Annotated in this window: 17 protein-coding genes and 1 pseudogene; 8 read left to right on the top strand and 10 right to left on the bottom strand. The window is 73.1% G+C overall.

What is annotated here, in order from left to right:
• Nucleotides 1-26: 26 nt before the first annotated feature.
• From pstS to AB0A94_RS23380, 7 genes and pseudogenes are all read right to left on the bottom strand, one after another.
• Nucleotides 27-1,154, bottom strand: a complete 1,128-nt coding sequence (pstS, locus tag AB0A94_RS23410) for a phosphate ABC transporter substrate-binding protein PstS (RefSeq protein ID WP_361747187.1) — start codon at nt 1,152-1,154, stop codon at nt 27-29.
• 236 nt (nt 1,155-1,390) lie between these two features.
• Complete coding sequence (locus tag AB0A94_RS23405; protein WP_361747186.1) at nt 1,391-1,831, bottom strand: NUDIX hydrolase; 441 nt, start codon at nt 1,829-1,831, stop codon at nt 1,391-1,393.
• Between the two features lie 11 nt (nt 1,832-1,842).
• A complete protein-coding gene (locus tag AB0A94_RS23400) occupies nt 1,843-3,066 on the bottom strand; it encodes a CHAD domain-containing protein (protein ID WP_361747184.1) in 1,224 nt (407 codons plus the stop codon).
• On the bottom strand, nt 3,047-5,416 hold the full coding sequence (locus tag AB0A94_RS23395) for an RNA degradosome polyphosphate kinase (RefSeq protein ID WP_361747182.1): 2,370 nt from the start codon (nt 5,414-5,416) through the stop codon (nt 3,047-3,049). Before AB0A94_RS23395 ends, AB0A94_RS23400 begins: the two co-directional genes overlap by 20 nt.
• Before the next feature lie 147 nt (nt 5,417-5,563).
• The gene (locus AB0A94_RS23390; protein WP_361747178.1) at nt 5,564-6,553 is read right to left on the bottom strand and encodes an ABC transporter permease; all 990 of its coding nucleotides are present in this window, start codon (nt 6,551-6,553) and stop codon (nt 5,564-5,566) included.
• Nucleotides 6,550-7,462 (bottom strand): annotated as a pseudogene (locus tag AB0A94_RS23385) (ABC transporter ATP-binding protein). The gene AB0A94_RS23390 and the pseudogene AB0A94_RS23385 overlap by 4 nt, the downstream one beginning before the upstream one ends.
• A complete protein-coding gene (locus AB0A94_RS23380) occupies nt 7,459-7,884 on the bottom strand; it encodes a GntR family transcriptional regulator (RefSeq protein WP_361747176.1) in 426 nt (141 codons plus the stop codon). The pseudogene AB0A94_RS23385 and the gene AB0A94_RS23380 overlap by 4 nt, the downstream one beginning before the upstream one ends.
• Nucleotides 7,885-7,994: 110 nt before the next feature.
• Between AB0A94_RS23380 and AB0A94_RS23375 the strand changes: the two genes are divergently transcribed.
• From AB0A94_RS23375 to AB0A94_RS23355, 5 genes are all read left to right on the top strand, one after another.
• Nucleotides 7,995-8,537 (top strand): RNA polymerase sigma factor, encoded by a 543-nt coding sequence (locus AB0A94_RS23375; RefSeq protein ID WP_361747173.1) that lies wholly within the window; start codon nt 7,995-7,997, stop codon nt 8,535-8,537.
• Nucleotides 8,534-9,409 (top strand): zf-HC2 domain-containing protein, encoded by an 876-nt coding sequence (locus AB0A94_RS23370; RefSeq protein WP_361747171.1) that lies wholly within the window; start codon nt 8,534-8,536, stop codon nt 9,407-9,409. Before AB0A94_RS23375 ends, AB0A94_RS23370 begins: the two co-directional genes overlap by 4 nt.
• A 293-nt stretch (nt 9,410-9,702) precedes the next feature.
• Entirely contained in the window at nt 9,703-10,572 is an 870-nt protein-coding gene (locus AB0A94_RS23365) for an ABC transporter ATP-binding protein (protein ID WP_361747170.1), read from the top strand.
• Nucleotides 10,569-12,092: an ABC transporter permease gene (locus AB0A94_RS23360; protein WP_361747168.1), complete on the top strand. Its 1,524-nt coding sequence runs from the start codon at nt 10,569-10,571 to the stop codon at nt 12,090-12,092. The genes AB0A94_RS23365 and AB0A94_RS23360 overlap by 4 nt, the downstream gene beginning before the upstream one ends.
• Nucleotides 12,089-12,775: an ABC transporter gene (locus tag AB0A94_RS23355; protein ID WP_361747166.1), complete on the top strand. Its 687-nt coding sequence runs from the start codon at nt 12,089-12,091 to the stop codon at nt 12,773-12,775. The genes AB0A94_RS23360 and AB0A94_RS23355 overlap by 4 nt, the downstream gene beginning before the upstream one ends.
• On the opposite strand, the gene mshD is transcribed toward AB0A94_RS23355, so the two are convergent.
• The gene (gene mshD / locus AB0A94_RS23350; protein ID WP_361747164.1) at nt 12,735-13,661 is read right to left on the bottom strand and encodes a mycothiol synthase; all 927 of its coding nucleotides are present in this window, start codon (nt 13,659-13,661) and stop codon (nt 12,735-12,737) included. The genes AB0A94_RS23355 and mshD overlap by 41 nt on opposite strands.
• Nucleotides 13,662-13,820: 159 nt before the next feature.
• Between mshD and AB0A94_RS23345 the strand changes: the two genes are divergently transcribed.
• A complete protein-coding gene (locus AB0A94_RS23345) occupies nt 13,821-15,644 on the top strand; it encodes a bifunctional metallophosphatase/5'-nucleotidase (protein ID WP_361747162.1) in 1,824 nt (607 codons plus the stop codon).
• A gap of 66 nt (nt 15,645-15,710) precedes the next feature.
• On the opposite strand, the gene AB0A94_RS23340 is transcribed toward AB0A94_RS23345, so the two are convergent.
• Nucleotides 15,711-15,890: a DUF1737 domain-containing protein gene (locus AB0A94_RS23340; protein WP_361747161.1), complete on the bottom strand. Its 180-nt coding sequence runs from the start codon at nt 15,888-15,890 to the stop codon at nt 15,711-15,713.
• A gap of 86 nt (nt 15,891-15,976) precedes the next feature.
• Here AB0A94_RS23340 and AB0A94_RS23335 point away from each other — a divergent pair, with 86 nt between their 5' ends.
• A complete protein-coding gene (locus AB0A94_RS23335; protein ID WP_361747160.1) occupies nt 15,977-16,264 on the top strand; it encodes a hypothetical protein in 288 nt (95 codons plus the stop codon).
• Nucleotides 16,261-16,659 (top strand): hypothetical protein, encoded by a 399-nt coding sequence (locus AB0A94_RS23330; RefSeq protein WP_361747158.1) that lies wholly within the window; start codon nt 16,261-16,263, stop codon nt 16,657-16,659. Before AB0A94_RS23335 ends, AB0A94_RS23330 begins: the two co-directional genes overlap by 4 nt.
• Before the next feature lie 55 nt (nt 16,660-16,714).
• Here AB0A94_RS23330 and AB0A94_RS23325 read toward each other — a convergent pair whose 3' ends face one another.
• A complete protein-coding gene (locus AB0A94_RS23325) occupies nt 16,715-18,784 on the bottom strand; it encodes a pectinesterase family protein (protein ID WP_361747156.1) in 2,070 nt (689 codons plus the stop codon).

Raw genomic sequence — 18,784 nt, 5'->3', positions numbered from 1 at the left:
GGCCGGGGCTGGGCCGCACTCTCGGGTCAGCTGAGGCCGTTGACGGTCTCGCGGACCTTGGTGATGATCTCCTCGGGCATCGGGGCGTAGCCCGCGTCGGCCAGCAGGCCCTGGCCGTCCTCGGAAGCCATGTAGTTCAGGAAGGACTTCGTGGCGGGCAGGGTGTCCGCCTTGTTGCCCTTGTCGCAGGCGATCTCGTACGTCACCAGGACGATCGGGTAGGCGCCGGCGGCGGACGGGGTGTAGTCAAGCTCCAGGGCGAGGTCCTTGCCGGTGCCGACGACCTTGGCGGCGCCGATGGCGGCGGTGGCGTTCTCGATGGTGGCCTGGACCGGCTCGGCGGCCTCGGTCTTGATGGAGACCGTGCTCATGCCGTCCTTGGCGTAGGACAGCTCCATGTAGGAGATGGCGCCGGGGGTCTGCTTGACCTGCTGGGCGACACCGGAGGAACCCTGCGCGGACTGGCCGCCCTTGGCCTCCCAGGACTTGCTCGGCTCGTACTTCCAGTCGTCGGGCGCGGCGGCCTGGAGGTAGGTGGTGAAGTTGTCCGTGGTGCCGGACTCGTCCGAGCGGTGGAAGGCCTGGATCTTCAGGTCGGGAAGCTTGGCGTCGGGGTTGAGCTTCGCGATCGCCTCGTCGTTCCAGTTGGTGATCTTGCTGTCGAAGATCTTGGCGAGGGTCGGCGCGTCCAGGACGAGGTTGTCGACGCCCGTGACGTTGTAGCCGACGGCGATCGGGCCGCCGACCATGGGCAGGTCGATGGCCTGGCCGCCGGAGCAGATCTTCTTGGACTGCTCGATCTCCTCGGCCTCCAGCGCGGAGTCCGAACCGGCGAACGCGGTCTGACCCTGGAGGAACGCGGTGACGCCCGCGCCCGAACCGGTCGGGTTGTAGTTGACCTGCACGCCCTTGCACGCCGCCACGTACTGCTTGACCCAGGCGTCGATCGCGTTCTTCTGGGCGGAAGAGCCGGAGGCCTGCAGCTGGCCCTTGGCGTCGCCGCAGTCGATGTTGCCGGCCTGCGCGGTGGCGGAGGCGTCGCCACCGTTGCTGTTGCCGGTGTCGTCGGAGCCGCACGCCGTGAGGGCCAGGGCGCCGGAGACGGCGAGAGCACCGAGAGCGAGGGCCCGCCGGTTCTTGCGCTGAAGCTTCACTTGAGTTCCTTCCAGTGGCCGCCGTCCTGAATTCGGCGGCGTGCGAAGTGTGGGTGACACGGTCACCCATCCATCTCTTCGGGCGATCCGCATCGCGTAAGGCCGAAATTAGGCAGAACAGGTGAAGGAGCCGATTGGCGTAAATGAACGCACGGTGAACCCCTGGGGACGGTGCGGTGAGGTCACGGAACGCTTACGTCGAGGACACGGGGGGATACCGGGCGGGAACAGGACACTCACCGTGCCGGACGGAGGGTGGCGAGGAGGGCGTCCACCAGATCGGCGTCCCGGGGCTCGGTGAGGCGGGCGCGGGCGGCTTCCGGAGGGAGCCAGAGGACGCGGTCGACCTCGTCGCCCGGGGTGAACGCGCCGGAGACGGCTTCGGCCGCCCAGTAGCGGACCCGCTTGGGACGGCCGTTCGCCAGGTAGTGCGCGCTGGGCAGCTCGGCGGCCGGGGCGGCCGTGTGGCCCGTCTCCTCGGCGACCTCGCGCAGGGCGCCGGCCAGCGGGTCCTCGCCGCGCTTGAGCTTGCCCTTGGGCCAGGACCAGTCGTCGTACTTCGGCCGGTGGACGAGACAGAGCTCGAGGTCGCCGGTCACGGGGGAGCGGCGCCACAGGACGCAGCCGGCGGCCTGGACGGTGAGGGTGTGGTGGGTCGCGGAGCGCGGTGTGCTCACCGTGCGCCTCCCTATAACGTGCCGATGACTTCCTTCTGCCAGGAGCGCTGGAACGCGTACCGCGCCGCCTCCACCTCATGCCGCTGGTCGGCGTGGAGCACGCCCAGCGCGTACGCCGTGGCCGGGGCTATTCGCGGGGTGCGGGCCGCCTGCGCCGCGGCCGCCGCCGCCTCGGAGGCGTCCCGGTGCCGGTCCAGTGCCTCGCCGGCGGCGAGGAGGCCCGGGCCCGGGCCGGCGCGGAGGACCTCGAGGGCGTAGCGGTGCAGGCGCAGGAGGAGCCGGACCTGGTGCCAGGGGGCGTCCTGCGGGTGCGGGGCGGGATCCGGGGAGAGGCCGTGGATCAGCGCCTCGGCGTTGTACGGGCTGCCCGCGGTGAGCAGGGGCAGCGCGGCGACGGCGTCGGCGAGCCGCTCGCACGCGGCGTCGGCGAGCGGGCGCAGATCGGTGTCGGCCGCCGCCGGGGACAGCGGCACCTCGCTGGCGAGCACGGCCACCTTGTCGGCGACCGCGTGGAACCGGGAGGAGCCGAGCGCCTGGAGCGCGGTGGAGTGCGCCCGGGTCCGGGCCAGCGTCAGCTGCCGGTCCAGCAGCGCGCCGGCCTTGGCGGCGCCGACGGTCAGGTTCCCCCGGTCCGGCGCGGCGGCCCTGCGGTCGGCGGTGGCGGTGATGGTGCGGCGGAGGTGTGCGGGGCGGTCGGCCTCGGACGCGCCTTCGGCCGGAAAGCCGTTCCCCCGCGCACCGCCCGTACGGGTCTCGTGGTCGGGTGCGGGTGGCCCCTGTGGGGCCTTCTCGCCGTTGGCGGTCGCGGTGGTGCCGGGCGTGCCGAGCGTCATGCCGGCCAGGGCCCGCGTGCGGGGCGCGGCCGTTCCCCGGGCCGGGAGGGGTGGTGCCCCAGACAACCGGTGGAGGGCGAGGAGGAGTTGGTCCAGGCGGGACGCGCAGGCGTGTTCCAGGGCCAGGGTGCCGGAGACCCACGCCAGTTCGGGGCGCATCGCCTCCGACCAGTCGGGGTCCAGCGCCGGCTGGAAGGTGTGCAGGCTGGCGCTGATGCGGCGGGCCGCGCGGCGCAGCGCGCGGGCCGCTTCGACGGAACCGTCCGACGCGGCCGCGCCCGCACCGGCCTCCCGGTGGAGGCGCAGCGCGCGGAGGAACTCGGTCGCCTGGTCCCGCAGATAACCGGCCAGGACGTCCGCCGGTACCGGACCGGCCGTCGGGTCAAGGTGTCGCTGTGCCACGCCGGCGCCTCCGGGCGTCTATGAGCATCTCCTGGACGTTGCGCAAGGGCTGGCCGTCCGCGTCCGTCGCGTGCCGGGTCCACTCGCCGTCCGCGGCGAGGTGCCAGGACGCGGTGGTGTCCGACATGCCGGTCTCCAGCAGCCGGTTCAGGGCCGCCCGGTGAGCCGGGTCGGTGACCCGTACCAGCGCCTCTATACGGCGGTCGAGATTGCGGTGCATCATGTCCGCGCTGCCGAACCACACCTCGGGCTCGCCGCCGTTGCCGAAGGCGAACACGCGGGAGTGTTCGAGGAAGCGGCCGAGGACGGACCGTACCCGCACGTTCTCCGACAGGCCCGCCACGCCCGGCCGGATCGCGCAGATGCCGCGCACCCAGATGTCGACCGGCACGCCCGCCTGCGACGCCCGGTAGCAGGCGTCGATGACTGCCTCGTCGACCATCGAGTTGACCTTGATGCGGACGTAGGCGGGCCGCCCGGCGCGGTGGTGCTGGGCCTCCTTGTCGATGCGGGATATCAGGCCGTCCCGCAGGGACTTGGGGGCGACGAGCAGCCGCCGGTAGGTCTCGCGGCGGGAGTAGCCGGAGAGCCGGTTGAACAGGTCGGACAGGTCCGCGCCGACCTGCGGGTCGGCGGTGAGCAGCCCGAGGTCCTCGTAGAGGCGGGCCGTCTTCGGGTGGTAGTTGCCGGTGCCGACGTGGCTGTACCGCCGGAGCGTCTCGCCCTCCTGACGGACCACCAGGGACAGCTTGCAGTGGGTCTTCAGACCGACCAGGCCGTACACGACGTGGCAGCCGGCCTCCTCCAGCTTGCGCGCCCACTTGATGTTCGCGTGCTCGTCGAAGCGCGCCTTGATCTCGACCAGGACCAGCACCTGCTTGCCGGCCTCGGCGGCGTCGATCAGCGCGTCGACGATGGGGGAGTCGCCCGACGTGCGGTACAGGGTCTGCTTGATGGCCAGCACGTCGGGGTCCTCGGCGGCCTGCTGCAGGAACGCCTGCACCGACGTGGAGAACGAGTCGTACGGGTGGTGCAGCAGCACGTCCCGGCTGCGCAGCGCGGCGAAGACGTCGGGCTGGGACGCCGTCTCGACCTCCGCCAGGTCGCGGTGGGTGCCGGCGATGAACTTCGGGTACTTCAGCTCGGGCCGGTCCAGGCCGTGGATGCGGAACAGGCCGGTGAGGTCGAGCGGGCCCGGCAGCGGGTACACCTCCGCCTCGCCGACCTTCAGCTCGCGCACCAGCAGGTCCAGCACCTCGCGGTCGATGGACTCCTCGACCTCCAGGCGCACCGGCGGCCCGAAGCGGCGCCGCATGAGCTCCTTCTCCAGTGCCTGGAGCAGGTTCTCCGCGTCGTCCTCCTCGACCTCGAGGTCCTCGTTGCGGGTGAGCCGGAAGGCGTGGTGCTGCAGCACCTCCATGCCCGGGAACAGCTCCTCCAGGTGGGCGGCGATGACGTCCTCGATGGGGACGTAGCGGCCGGGGGAGCTCTCCAGGAAGCGGGACAGCAGCGGCGGCACCTTCACGCGGGCGAAGTGCCGGTGACCGGTGACCGGGTTGCGTACGACCACGGCCAGGTTCAGCGACAGGCCGGATATGTACGGGAAGGGGTGCGCCGGGTCGACCGCGAGGGGGGTGAGGACCGGGAAGATCTGGTGCCGGAAGAGGGTGAACAGACGGGCCTGCTCCTTCTCCGTCAGCTCGTTCCAGCGGACCAGGTGGATGCCCTCCTCCGCGAGTGCGGGGGCGACGTCCTCGTGGTAGCAGGCGGCGTGCCGGGCCATCAGCTCGCGGGAGCGGGCCCAGATCATCTCCAGCACCTCGCGCGGCTGGAGGCCGGAGGCGGAGCGGGTGGCGACGCCGGTGGCGATGCGGCGCTTCAGTCCGGCCACGCGGACCATGAAGAACTCGTCCAGGTTGCTGGCGAAGATCGCGAGGAAGTTGGCGCGCTCCAGCAGCGGGGTGGCGGGGTCCTCGGCGAGTTCGAGGACGCGTTCGTTGAACGCGAGCCAGCTGCGCTCCCGGTCGAGGAAGCGGCCCTGCGGCAGCGGTGCGGCACCGTCGGCCGGCGACTCCTCGTAGCCGTCGAGGTCCGCGTCGATGTCGGGTTCCAGGTCGGAGACCACTCCGGCCACGGTGTGCGGGCGGTGGGCGGCGATGGAGCCCACGGAGGGCTGCGGGTGCTGTACCTGTGCCTGGGTGTTGGGCTGGCTCATGGCCCCATTGTTCCGCGCCGCCGGCGTCACGGGCGCGTCGGAGGACGCGGGTGGGAGCGGTGGTGGCCCTGGGGCGTCCCCGTTCCCCCCGTTCACCCTTCGGGGCGGTGAAGGCTCTGGCACGGCGGGATTCATTGGCCGAGCGTCGCAAGCCTGTCTGAATCGATGGTTACGGAGACATGACGTCCCGGATATCGGGCGGCGGCCCGCGGGGGTGGGCGGGCCCCGGCGCGGGGAGCCGTACGCCCCTCCCCGGCCGGGAGGGACGTACGGGCGCGCGCGTCAGGCCGTGCGGCGGCGCAGCAGCCGGAAGGCCGCGTAGGCCGACAGCGCGGCGACGGCGAGCAGGATGCCGGAGGCGACCAGCTGGAGCGGCCAGTAGTGGGCGGCGGGATGGAAGTCGCGGTAGAAGCCGACGGCGTGCAGGTCGGACAGCGTTGCCTCGCACTCGGGCAGCATGCCGGTGTAGCAGGGGAGGTCCAGCCGGTCACCGTCGGAGGTCAGCACGCCTTGGCCGACCGTGATTCCCCACCCGGCCGGGCCCTCCCGCAGGCCGCTGGTCTCGGTGACCGTGGGCCACAGACGCGGCAGGGCGGTGTGGACGGCCGCCCACAGTGCCCCGAGCACGACGACGGCCACGGTGAGCGCGGCCATGGCGCGGCGCAGCAGCAGTCCCGCGAGGACGCCCGCGGCCAGTCCGGCGAGGGCCAGGGCCACCGGGACGGTGCCGTTGGCGTAGAACGTGGGGAAGTGGGTCCACAACTTGGCGGTGTCGACGCGGCCGTCGGCCGCCGTCCAGGCCAGGCGGTGCAGGCAGGCCAGCAGACCGGTCGCGGCGACGGTCAGCACGGCCGGGAAGGCGAGCCGGGAGGCCAGCCAGCGGGCCGGGGAGACGCTCTGGGTCCAGGCGAGGCGGACCGTGCCGGACTCCATCTCGCGGCCGGTCAGCGAGCCGCCGGCCCAGGCGGCGACCAGGAACGGCACGGCGAGGACGGCGAAGGTCGTGTAGTCGTAGACGTTCTTGTAGAGCAGGATCGAGTCCTGGTCGTAGCTGCACGTCGGGGTGGAGCCGCAGGCGTTGTACTGCTTCCAGGCCGCCGCCGAGGCGTCGGTGAGCGGGCCGCCGAGCCAGAGCAGGGCCGCGCCGAGCAGCAGCACGGTCGCCGCACCGGTGAGGAGGGCCGGGCGGTGCAACCGGTACAGCCAGCGCAGTTGCCGGGGCGCGGGGGCGGGGCGGTCGGTGGTGGCCGGGGCGGTCAGGGTGGCGGTCATGCGGCGGGCTCCATGGGGTCGGCCGGGGTGAGGGCCTCGGGGTTGCGCAGGTAGGACAGGACGAGTTCCTCCAGGGACGGCGCGCCGACGCGCCAGTCGCCGGGCAACGGGCCGGACGGGCGGATCAGCGCGCTGAGCCGGCGGCCGGTGGTGCGGGACTCCACGACGTCGTGCGGGGCCAGGTCCGTCTCCGCCGGGGCGGAGACGCGGGTGTGGGCGGCCAGCAGGTCGTCGATCTCGCCGGCCAGGCGGACCCGGCCGCCGCCGATCAGCAGCAGGTGGTCGCAGGAGTCCTCCAGCTCGGCGACGACGTGCGACGACATCACGATCGTCGTGCCGTGCGCGGCGGCCTGCCCCATCAGGACGCCCATCAGCTCGTGCCGGGCCTGGGGGTGCCCCCAGGCCCTTAAGGCACTGGGGGAGGGTCGAGGTCGGCCATCGGCTCGTCCAGCAGCAGCAGTTCGGGCCGCTTGGCGAGGGCGAGCGCGAGGGCCACGCGGGTGCGCTGGCCGCCGGAGAGGGCGCGGACGCGCCTGCGCGGGTCCAGGTCGCCGCCGGCCACGATCCGCCGCGCGGTGTCCGCGTCCCAGCGGCCGGGGTTCAGATCGGCGCCCATGCGCAGCGTCTCGTCGATCGTGAGCTGCGGGTACAGCGGCTTGCCCTGGTCGACGAAGCCCACCCGGGGCGGGCCGCCGCGGGGTCGGTGCCGAGGACGGTGATCGTGCCGTCGGTGGGGGCCAGCAGCCCGGCGGCGATCGCGATCAGTGTGGACTTGCCCGCGCCGTTGGGGCCGACGACGGCGCAGACGCGGCCGGCGGGCAGCCGGAAGGAACAGTCGCGCAGCGCCCATGCGGCGCGTCGGCCGAAGCGCTTGCCGAGCGCGTCCGCCTCGATGGCCGGGACGGTCATGACGGGTCTCCCTGAGAGGTCTTCGGATGTGCGGGGTCCGGTGTCCGCACCGGGTAGTGGGTGTCGAGCACGGCGGTGAAGAGCGCGGCCACGTCCTCCCGCTCCAGGCCGGCCGCCCGGGCCCGCGCCGCCCAGTCCTCCAGCTCCGCGCGCAGCGGGGAGTCGGCGGGGGCGGCGCCCAGGGAGCGCCGTACGAAGGTGCCCAGGCCGCGCCGGGCCTCCACCAGGCCCTCGCGTTCCAGTTCGCGGTAGGCCTTCAACACGGTGTTGGGGTTCACGGCGGTGGCTTCGACGACCTCGCGGGCCGTGGGCAGCTTGTCGCCGGGTTCCAGCAGGCCGAGGCGCAGGGCCTGTTTGGTCTGCTGCACGATCTGGACGTAGGTGGCCGTGCCGCTGTGCCGGTCGATGCGGTAGTCGATCACTCGACAACCACCCTTTCACTAATTGAGTAGTGAAAGGGTGGTGCAAGGGGGAGGGGAAAGTCAATCGCGATCCCGTGAACCGATCGGCGGGGCCCGTGCGATGAGGGGACGTGAGCGAAACGAGAAGCGACGGGGAGCTGCTGCGCGCCGTCGCGGCGGACGGGGACCGGCGCGCCTTCGAGGAGCTGTACCGGCGGTACGCGCCGTGGCTGACCGCCCGGATGCGCGGCCGCTGCTCCGACGCGGGGATCGTCGACGACGTCGTACAGGAGACGTTCCTCGCCGTGTGGCGGGGGAGCGCGCGCTACCGGGAGGACGGGGACGTGGCCGGCTGGCTGTGGCGGATCGCCTCCCGCCGGCTGGTCGACGCCCTGCGCGGCGCCGGGGCGCGCGGCCGGCTGCGGCAGGCGCTGGCGCGGCTGCGGCACCGGGACGAGGCGTCGGCGGAGGACCGCGTGCTCGCGGGGGTGGAGCACGGGGACCTCGCCGGTGCGCTGGTGCGGCTGTCGCCGGAACTGCGCGCGGTGCTCCAGGCCACGGTCGTCGACGGGCTGACCACCCGTGAGGCCGCCGTCCTGCTCGGCATCCCGCCGGGCACGGTCAAGACGCGGGCGATGCGGGCCCGCAGGCAACTCCGGGAGGCGCTGGCATGACGTACGGAACGACGGGCGGTACGTCCGGGGGTGGCACCGGCTGGCACGTGCCCGAAGCGGACCTGCGGGCCTACGCGCGGGGCGAGCTCCCGGCACCCCTGCTGTGGTCGGCCGACACCCACCTCACCGCCTGCGCGCCCTGCCGGGCCGTCCTCGCCGGCGTGAGCGACCCCGTCGCCCTCGACACCGGATGGGAACGGCTCGACGCCGAACTGGACGCGCCCCAGCCGGGATTCCTGGAGGCGCTGCTGCTGCGGCTCGGCATCGCCGACCACACCGCACGGCTGCTCGCCGCCACCCCGGCGCTGCGCCGCTCCTGGCTGGGCGCGGTCGCCGCCGTCCTCCTGCTCACCGTGACCGTCACCGCCGGTCACGGCACCACCGGCTCACCGACCCTCTTCCTCGCCCTCGCCCCGCTGCTGCCGCTCGCCGGGGTCGCGTGGTCGTACGGGCCCGCGCTGGACCCGACGTACGAGATGGCGGTCGTCGCCCCGATGCACGGGTTCCGGCTGCTGATGATCCGCACGGTGGCGGTGCTCGGCGCCGGGCTCGGCCTCAACGGGCTGGCCACCCTCGCCCTGCCCGGGTACGGACTGCGCGCCCTGGCCTGGCTGCTGCCCGCCCTCGCGCTCACCGCGACCGGACTCGCGCTGACCGCCCGGCTCGGCCCGGTGCTCGCCCCGTCCCTCGTCGGCGGCGGCTGGGTCGCGCTGCTGCTCGCGGCGGACGCCGTCCGGGCCGGCGGGGGCGGCCCGCTCGCCCCGTTCACCGCGGCCGGGCAGGGCGTGTCGGCGGCGGTCGCCGTACTCGCCGCCGGACTGCTCGTCCTGCTCCGGGACCGCTTCGACCTCAGCGGTCGGCATGCGGCCTGACGGCCGCCCTGCTTCCTGCCGGAAGGGGGAGTCCGGCCCGGCCGCTCCGGTCCCCTCTCCGCCGGGAGACCCGGCCTGACCGCTCCGGCATCTCGCCGGAGGGGGAGCCCGGTCCGGTCGCCCAGGCTTCCCGCCAGGGGGAGCCCGGTCCGGCCACCCCGGCACCTTGCCGGCCGGACCCCGGCCACTCGCGGTCCGGCCGCTCCTCACCCCGGCCGCTCCTCACCCCGGGCACTCGCGGTCCGGCCGTCCTCGACTCCGTCCACCTGCCTCCACCTGTACGGGAGTTCCGTATGACCCCCACCGTCTCCGCCTCCGGGCTGAGCCTCCGCTACGGCGGCACCCGCGCCCTCGACGACGTGTCGCTGCGGCTGTCCGCCGGCGTCACCGGGCTGCTCGGGCCCAACGGCGCGGGCAAGACCACGCTGCTGCGGGTGCTCGCCACCGCCGTGCCGGCCGACCGGGGCGCCTTCACGGTGCTCGGCCACGACCCGGGCACCTCGCGCGGCCGCCAGGAGGTCCGGCGCCGGCTCGGCTACCTGCCGCAGACGCCCGGCTTCCACCCCGACTTCACCGCCTTCGAGTTCGTCGACTACGTGGCGATCCTCAAGGAGCTCACCGACCGCTCCGCCCGCCACCGCGAGGTGCGCAGGGTGCTCGACGAGGCCGGTCTCGGCGACGTGCGCGGCAAGCGGATCCGCGATCTGTCCGGCGGCATGCGGCAGCGGGTGGCGCTGGCGGCGGCGCTCGTCGGCGACCCCGCGTTCCTCGTCCTCGACGAGCCCACCGTCGGACTCGACCCCGAACAGCGCATGCGGTTCCGGGAGCTGGTCGCGCGGGCCGGTGAGGGCCGCACGGTGCTGCTGTCCACGCACCAGACCGAGGACGTGGCGATGCTCTGCCACCGGGTCGTCGTGCTGGCCGGCGGCACCGTCCGCTTCGACGGCACCCCCGCCGAGCTGACCGCGCGGGCCGCCGGCCGGGTGTGGAGCAGCACCGAACGCGACCCCGGCGCGAAGGCCGGCTGGCGCACCGGACTCGGCACCTTCCGCAACGTGGGCGACCCGCCCGCCGGCGCGGAGCTCCTCGAACCCACCCTGGAGGACGGCTACCTGCTCACCCTCGACGGCACGGACACGACGGACACCGAGGTGGCCGCATGACCGCGCTCACCGCCGGGACCCCGGCCGCCGCGGTCACGGCGTCCGGTCGCCGCGCGTCCTGGGCGGCCGTGTTCGTCCTGGCCCGATTCGAGACCCGCCGGCTCCTGCTGCGGGCGCCGGTCCTCATCGCCTTCGCGGTCTACATCGGCTGGACGGTGTGGCGCACGCGCACCTCCTGGGACGGTTTCCCCGCGCTGCAGGACGCCGACCGCGCCACCCAGAACGCGCCCCTGCTCGTCGGCCTCGCGGTGTTGCTGAGCGCCAACCAGGCCGTGCTGCGCTCCCGGCGGTACGACACCGACCGGCACCTCGACGTGCTGGTGGTCCAGCCGTGGCGCCGTACGGTCGCCCATCTGCTGTCCGTCGCGGCCGTCGCGCTGCTCACCGGGGTGTGCGTGGCCGGCCAGTTCACCTGGGAGGCGCTCAAGCCGGGCGCGGTCGGGCACGGTTCGCCGGGTGAACTGCTGGCCGGACCGCTGTCCGTGCTGCTGCTCGGAGCGCTCGGGGTGCTGCTGGCCCGGCTGTTGGCCTCCTCCTTCGCGGCCCCGCTGCTGATCGTCCTCCTCCTGTTCTCCTCCCTGCTGGCCCCCGGCTCCGCCGACGAGGGGTGGACGCGGTGGCTGGCGCCGACGGTCGGCGGGAACACCTCCACCACGCTGCCGTCCGAGCTGCTGGGCCGCCCCGCCGCCTGGCACGCCCTGTACCTCGCGGGCCTCGCGCTGAGCGCGGCCCTGCTCGCGGTGCTGGTCTCCGGGGGTGCCCGGCTGCGGACCGTCCGGGCGGGCGTCGCCGGGGCGGTGGCGCTGACCCTGGTGGGCGCGGTGGCCCAGTCCCAGGACCTGTCGCCGGAGATCGCCGAGGCGCGTACGCGGTTCTCCGTCACCCCGGAGAAGGAGCAGCGGTGCGCCGAACGGGACACCACGACGTACTGCGCCTTCCCGGAGTGGGGAGCGCGCACCGGCGACTGGGACCGGGTCCTCACCGGCGTGCGCTCCCTCGTGGGCGGCACCGCGCAGGACCGGCCGCTCGTCGTACGGCAGCGGGTCGAGGCGCGCTACGGCCTGGACGGCGACGCGGCGATCGACTCGTCCACCCGCCCGTACGAGGTCACCGTCGGCACCGCCTGGGGCGGCAACCGGGTCCCGGAGTTCGCCGTCGCCGTGGCCGGTGTGCTGGTCACGGGGTCGGAGGAGGAGCTGGGCACGATGTGCGACGGCCGGATGGTCACCGTCATGTGGCTGGCGCTCGCCGGCCGCCCCGACCCGGTGTCCGACCTGCGCCGGGTGCGCCTGGACGACGGCGACGTCGGTTCGGCGATCGTCCTCTCGCAGACGCAACCGCTGAACATGACCGCCGCGCACACGGAGGTGGTGCGTGAGCTGCTGCGACGCCCCAAGGAGGAGACCGCCGCGAAGGTGAAGGCGCGCTGGGCCGAGCTGACGGCCCCGAAGGTGACGACGGACCGGGTCGCGCGGCTGCTGGGCCTGGACGAGCCGGAGGCGAAGGACGAGTGCCTGTGAGGGCCACCGCCACGGCCCTGCTGCGGCCGACCGTACGGACCATGCCCTGGAGGGCGGTCGCGGCGGCCGGCACCCTGGGCCTGCTGCTCGCCGCGGTGCCGGGGCTGATGGGCGATCAGGCCACCGGCCGGCTCGCGCTGAACGCGCTGCGGGCGTCCGCCGTGGCCTTCGCGCTGGGAGCGGCCTTCGTGCTGGACGACCCGGCCCGGCACACCACGGCCGCCGTCCCCACCCGGCGGGCCGTCCGCCACGGACTGCGCGTCCTCCTCGTGGTCCCGGTCGCCGCCGTGTGGTGGACCGCCGCGCTGCTCCTGGTGCCCGGGCCCGTCCGCCCCCCGGCCGCCGGGATCACCCTCGAGGCGGCGACGGCCCTCGCCCTCGCCCTGGCCGGGGCGGCGCTCGCGATCCACCGCGGGGACGGCGCCCGGCCGGGCCAGGCGGTCGCCGGGTCCCTGCTCGTCGGGTCGGTCCTGGGCCCGCTGCTGACCCCCGGGAGCTGGGCCCTGTTCACGGCCCCGGACGACGCGAGGTGGGCGGCGGCCCACGACCGCTGGGCGGTCCTGCTGTGCGCGGTGGTCGTGGTGGGCGCGGCGTGCGCGACGGAACCGGGACGCCGCCTCACCCGCCGCGGATTCCGCGGACTCAGGTCTCCGTCCGGTACATCAGGTCCGTCTCGTACGTGACGAAGCCCAGCCGCTCGTAGACGGACACCGCCGCCTTGTTGTCGGCGTCGACGTAGAGCATGGCGGTCGGCAGGCCCCGGCCGGCCAGGTGCCGCAGCCCGATCGTGGTGAGGGACCTGCCGAGGCCGCCGCCCTGCGCGTCGGGGCTCACCCCGAGGACGTACACCTCGCCGAGGCGCTCCGCCGCGTGCACCTTCGTCCAGTGGAAGCCGACGAGCCGGCCCTCCCGCTCCGCCAGGAAGAACCCCTCGGGGTCGAACCACGCCTCGGCCTTGCGGTCGTCCAGGTCGCGCTGGGTGAGGGAGCCCTGCTCGGGGTGGTGGGCGAACGCGGCGGCGTTCACCGCGAGCCAGGCGGTGTCGTCCCGCCCCGGCACGAACGTCCGGACGGTCACGCCGTCCGGCAGCACCGGGTCGGGCAGATCGAGGCCGGCCAACGGCCGCCGCATCTGCCGCAGTTCCCGGAACAGCGTCAGCCCGAGGACCTGCGCGAGGTGCCGGGCGGCGGAGTGGCCGCCGTGCGCCCACACCCGCAGCCGCTTCCCGGACGCGGCGAGCAGCGCCGAACCGAGCGCCCGCCCGTGTCCGTTGCCCCGGTACGAGGGGTGCACGACCAGCTCGGCGGCCGGCGGCTCCACCGGATCGGTGTCCTCCAGCTGGGCGTACCCGACGAGCTCGCCGTCGACGGAGAGCAGCAGGTGCGAGACCCCGGCCCGCTCCCCGCCGCGCAGCTGCAACCGCCCCTGCTCGGACACCGCCTGCTGTCCGTCGGTCTCGGCGGCCTCGGCGAGCAGGGCGAGAACCGCCTCGGTCTGCTCGGGGCCGAGCGCGGCGTACGTCTGGAGCGAGCGGGAGCGGCCGGGCCGTGCGAAGTCGTCGCTGGTCATGCGTACGAGACTAAAGGGAGCGCGCGGGGAGGGTGCCGTAAAACGGACGACAACGGTGCGGGGGAAAGTTAAACCAGGCCGTAACCCTGGAGCCCCTGTTGCGCTACGCGCGTTGACTCTAGGCTGCGCCGGTATCCATTCGGACCCACAGGGGGGCGCATGCCAGCCACATCCCCGGCGCACCACCAGCGCCGCAGACGCCGTACCCACCGTCTCCTCGCGACCGCCGCCGGTGTGCTCACCGTCGGCGCGCTGGCCGCGGCCGCCCTGCCCGGGTCGGCGACGGCGGGCGAGAACCAGGGGGACAAGGGAACGTCCCGCGACCACGGCCGCTACCAGGACGTGCAGCTGCTGTCCTTCAACGACCTGCACGGCAACCTGGAGCCGCCGTCCGGCTCCTCGGGCCGGGTCACCGAACTCCAGCACGACGGCACGACGAAGACCGTCGACGCGGGCGGCGTGGAGTACCTCGCCACCCACCTGCGCGAGGCGCGCGAGGGCAACCGCTACTCCATCACCGCCGCCGGCGGCGACATGGTCGGCGCGTCCCCGCTCCTCTCGGGCCTCTTCCACGACGAGCCCACCATCGAGGCGCTGAACAAGCTCGACCTCGACGTGACGAGCGTCGGCAACCACGAGTTCGACGAGGGCGCGGCCGAGCTGGGCCGCCTCCAGAACGGCGGCTGCCACCCCACCGAGGGCTGCTACACCGACGAGGAGTTCGAGGGCGCCGACTTCCCGTACCTGGCGGCGAACGTCCTGGACGAGAAGACGGGGAAGCCCGTCCTCAAGCCGTACTGGGTGTGGAAGAAGCAGGGCGTCAAGGTCGGCTTCATCGGCGTGACCCTGGAGGGCACCCCGGACATCGTCTCCGCCGAGGGCGTCAAGGGCCTCACCTTCGAGGACGAGGTCGAGACGATCAACAAGTACGCCAAGGAGCTGCGCCGCAAGGGCGTGAAGTCCATGGTGGCCCTGATCCACGAGGGCGGCTTCCCGGCCTCGTCCGCCTACAACTACGACTGCGACTCCCCGGGCGCCGGCGACGGCATCTCCGGCCCGATCGCGGACATCGCGAAGAACGTCACGCCGGACGTGGACGCGCTGGTCACCGGCCACACCCACAACGCGTACGCGTGCACCATCCCCGACCCCGCGGGCAAGCCCCGCACGGTCACCTCGGCCGCGTCCTTCGGCCGCCTCTACACGGACACCACGCTGACCTACGACCGCGCCACGGGTGACATCGCCCGTACGGCTGTGAAGTCCGCGAACCACGTGGTCACCCGGGACGTCCCCAAGGCGCCCGACATGACCGCGCTGATCGACGAGTGGAACACCCTCGCCGCCCCGATCGGCAACCGCCCGATCGGCTACATCTCCGGCGACATCGTGCGTGACGGCACCGAGTCCCCGCTCGGCGACCTGATCGCCGACGCGCAGCTGGCGTACGGCAGGACGTTGGACGCGGAGACCGACCTGGCGCTGATGAACCCCGGCGGCATCCGCGCGTCCCTCACCCACGCGGCCGGTGGTGCGGAGGGCGACGGCGTGGTGACGTTCGCCGAGGCCTTCACCGTCCAGCCCTTCGCCAACACGGTCAACCTGCAGGACTTCACCGGCGCGCAGGTCATCCAGGCCCTGAAGGAGCAGGTCAGCGGCGCGAACGAGGCGGCCCCGAAGATCCTCCAGATCTCCTCCGGTCTCACCTACACCCTGGACCTGACGAAGACCGGCGCGGACCGCGTGGTCACGGACTCGATCAGGCTCGACGGTTCGGCCATCGACCCGTCCGCCACCTACCGCGTCGCCACGAACAGCTTCCTCGCGGGCGGCGGCGACGGCTTCCCGACCCTGGGCCAGGGCACGAACGACCTGGTCGGCGAGGACGACCTGGCGGCGCTCGAGCGCTACCTGACCGCCAACTCGACGCCCACGTCCCCGATCGCCCCGCCGAAGGCGGACCGCATCACCATCGTGCGGTAAGCACTGACGGGGCCGGTACGAGACGGGTTCACCGCCTCGTACCGGCCCCGACGCATGCCCGTGCCCCTACCCGGGCCACACGACCGCCTGCGCGACGATCACCCGCTCGCCGTCGAAGGTGACCGACGGACCTTCGTGCAGCAGGTACCCCATCTTCAGCGCCTCGCTCACCCGGTGGCAGAAGGCCGAGTCGTCGGGACCGGTCAGTACGCGGTAGACGGGCAGCCCGTCCGGTGGTGTCGACATACCCGGAAGCGTGTCACACCCCCTCTTTCGGGTGATGCGATCGGGTGAGCCCGTGCGGGCTGCTGCGGCCTGGCTATGGTGAATCCATGGCAGAGCACACCACCATTCAGGTGTCCCGGCAGACCCGTGACCACCTCGCCCAGGTCGCGAAGGAGCGGGGCATGACCCTTGGGCAGCTGGTCGAGCAGTTGGCGACGCAGGAACTCACCGCCGACCAGATCGCGGAACGCGTGGCCGCCACGCGCGCGGTGCTGCGGGAGCGGATGGGATGCACGCTGACCGACGAGGAATTCGATCAAGGGCCGGACGTCCTGGCCAACGTCTATGCGATGGCCGCCGAGAAGATGCACGCACAGCGAGGACGGGCCGCTTGATCATTCTCGACGCCAGCGCTGTCGTCGCCCTTGCCCAGGGGCACCGCGCTCTGCATCATCTCGCCGACAACGTGGCCCACACACCCGGTGAGTGGTTGCACGTCCCGGCGCTGTGCCTGATGTACGCCGAGTCGATGGCGAAGGGCATTGCCGGTGATGTGCTCGCGCTGCCTGGCGTCATGGTCGACGCGCTCCACCAGACAGCGGCGGCAACGGTCGGCAGTATGCACCGAGAGGGCTGGGGCGGCACCGACACCTGTCACGCCCTCTACATCGCCACCCCGCACAGGGAGACCGGGGGCATGTCGATCATCCTGACCGGCCGGGAGGACAACTACCCGCCCGGTGTGCTCACGGTCGACATCGACTCCCCCGGAATGCTCGGCTTCCACTGAGGCTGTCCGGCCCCACGCCGGGAGGACGGCGTGGGGCCTGTTGCGAGGGGCGGGGTCAGGACGCCGTGGGGGTCCAGCCCGCCAGCCAGTCCGCGACCTCCTGGTCGGCGGCCTGGGCGTCCGTCAGGTGCGGGCGGTTGCTGCTCGCCGTGCCCGAACCCGCGCCCGTGTTCCTGTACTCGGCGAAGCGGTCGTCCTTCCAGGAGAAGCCGCTCATGTCGGTCCAGGGCGTGGTGCGGACCGCGGCGCTGAGGCTGGTGTTGCGGACCGTGGTCTGCGGGTCCAGGGAGGCGTCGCCGCCGGCGTGCCAGGGGCGGCCGAGGTAGAAGGTGCGGTCGGAGACGGCGCCGCCCACCGTGGAGTTGGCGATGAGGATGCCCTTGCGGTTCGCGGCGGTGCTCGGGGCCGTGACATAGCCGGCCGAGGTGCCGTCCCAGCGCTTCTTCAGGGTGATGACCGAGCGGTCGATCACCGCGGTCGCCCGGCCGAAGATGAAGTCGACGTTCCCGACGACGTAGGAGTTGGTGACGTAGACCCGGCCCAGCTTGTCCTTGGCGGCCGTGTCCAGCAGGAGCGTGTCCTGGTCGCCCTCGACGATCACGCCGTCGAGGAGGACCTTGTCGGCCGCCGTGCGCAGGGCGACCGCCTGGTGGCCGGAGAGGGACTGGTTGGCGCCCTCGTCGAAGTCGTTGGAGACGGTGAGGTTGCGGGCCTGGAAGTCGTCGGCCTCGACGGCGACCGTGGCGCTGCCCGAGGTGCCGTACGTGCCCGAGCCGTCCGGCTTCGGCGTGCCCGCCGCGTTGTTGTAAACGATCACCGTGTCCTTGCGGCTGCCGCCGGTGCCCTGGAAGGTGACGTGCGGCTTGTTCGACGGGACCCTCACCGTCTCGCGGTACGTGCCCGGCTTGATGGAGATCACCACGCGGGAGGCGTTGTTCGCGGGGACGGCGTTCACCGCCGCCTGGACCGTCCTGTACTGGCCGCTGCCGTCCTTGGCGACGGTGAGGGTGGTGGCCGCCGCGGCCTTCGTCGACGCCTCCGCCGCCGATGCCGTCGTGCCGATGGAACTCCGCGGCCCGGTGCCCGACTTCAGCAGGGACGGCACGTCCGCCGCCTTGTCGAGCGTGTACGCGTAGTACGCCTTCGGGTCGAAGGCCGTACCCCCGCTCTCGTTGCGGCCCGACGTGCCCGAGAAGACGTTGCCGCGCTGCACGACCGTCGCCGTCGCGTCCTTGATGACGGGGTTCCTCATGCCCTGGAAGTAGCTGTTCTCCAGGACCATCCGGGTGCCGCCGCGCGAGTAGTTGCCGTACGAGGAGTTGATGCTCGTGCCCGCGACGTCCTCGAGGAAGTTGTTGTAGAGGTGCGCGTGGGCGGCGTTGTCCGTGGAGGGGTTGCGCTGCTCGGTCTCGCGGAACCAGTTGTGGTGGATCGTGATGTCCGTCGTGACGTTCTCGGTCCAGCCGATGCCGAAGGTCTTGTTGTTCTGGCTGAGCCTGTTCCAGGAGACCGTCACGTACGTGCTGTCCTTGCGGACGTCGATCAGTCCGTCCGCCATGTTCCGCAGGTCGTTGTGGTCGATCCAGACGTGGTGCGCGCCGTCCATCTGGATCGCGTCGTAGTCGTGGTCCTTGTCGTTCCAGACGCCCTGGTAGGCGTCCCGGATCGTCAGGTTGCGGATGATCACGTTGTGCACGCCCTGGCCGAGGAAGAAGCCCCCGCCGACGATGTGCCCGGACGTGCCGGAGCCCACGATCGTCTTGTCGGAGGCGACCTTGACCTCCTTGCCGACCGGGTTCATCATGATCGTCCCGGCCACGACGATGACGTACGGCTCGGCGGCCGTGGCGTACTTCTCCAGGTCCGCCTGCGTGCGCACGGTGACGGTCCGGCCGTCCCGGCCGCCGTACGTGCCGTTCTGGCCGAGCGCGTCGACGGAGGCGAAGCCGTCGGCGGTGGCGGTGGCCCAGGCGGGGGCGGCGGCCGTCGTCGCGGCGGACGCCCGCTGGGGGACGACGTCGGTGCCGTACACCAGGGCCCCGGCGGCGGTCAGGGCCAGCGGGAGGCCGACGGCCAGGAACTTCCCGGGCCTGCGGTGCCGGGCCGTGCTGCGGTGCTCGCTCAT

It is taken from the genome of Streptomyces sp. NPDC044984 (assembly GCF_040646935.1).
Taxonomy (GTDB): Bacteria; Actinomycetota; Actinomycetes; order Streptomycetales; family Streptomycetaceae; genus Streptomyces.
The sequence above is the reverse complement of the archived record's forward strand: the minus strand, read 5'-3'. Positions and strand labels throughout refer to the sequence as shown.

Bases quoted from the DNA above. Each gene is read 5' to 3' on its own strand.
- AB0A94_RS23395 (WP_361747182.1), bottom strand. From the start codon at position 5,416: ATGAATCCCGCCGTGCCAGAGCCTTCACCGCCCCGAAGGGTGAACGGG.
- AB0A94_RS23390 (WP_361747178.1), bottom strand. From the start codon at position 6,553: ATGACCGCCACCCTGACCGCCCCGGCCACCACCGACCGCCCCGCCCCC.
- AB0A94_RS23370 (WP_361747171.1), top strand. From the start codon at position 8,534: ATGACGTACGGAACGACGGGCGGTACGTCCGGGGGTGGCACCGGCTGG.
- AB0A94_RS23365 (WP_361747170.1), top strand. From the start codon at position 9,703: ATGACCCCCACCGTCTCCGCCTCCGGGCTGAGCCTCCGCTACGGCGGC.
- AB0A94_RS23360 (WP_361747168.1), top strand. From the start codon at position 10,569: ATGACCGCGCTCACCGCCGGGACCCCGGCCGCCGCGGTCACGGCGTCC.
- mshD (WP_361747164.1), bottom strand. From the start codon at position 13,661: ATGACCAGCGACGACTTCGCACGGCCCGGCCGCTCCCGCTCGCTCCAG.
- AB0A94_RS23345 (WP_361747162.1), top strand. From the start codon at position 13,821: ATGCCAGCCACATCCCCGGCGCACCACCAGCGCCGCAGACGCCGTACC.
- AB0A94_RS23340 (WP_361747161.1), bottom strand. From the start codon at position 15,890: ATGTCGACACCACCGGACGGGCTGCCCGTCTACCGCGTACTGACCGGT.
- AB0A94_RS23335 (WP_361747160.1), top strand. From the start codon at position 15,977: ATGGCAGAGCACACCACCATTCAGGTGTCCCGGCAGACCCGTGACCAC.
- AB0A94_RS23325 (WP_361747156.1), bottom strand. From the start codon at position 18,784: ATGAGCGAGCACCGCAGCACGGCCCGGCACCGCAGGCCCGGGAAGTTC.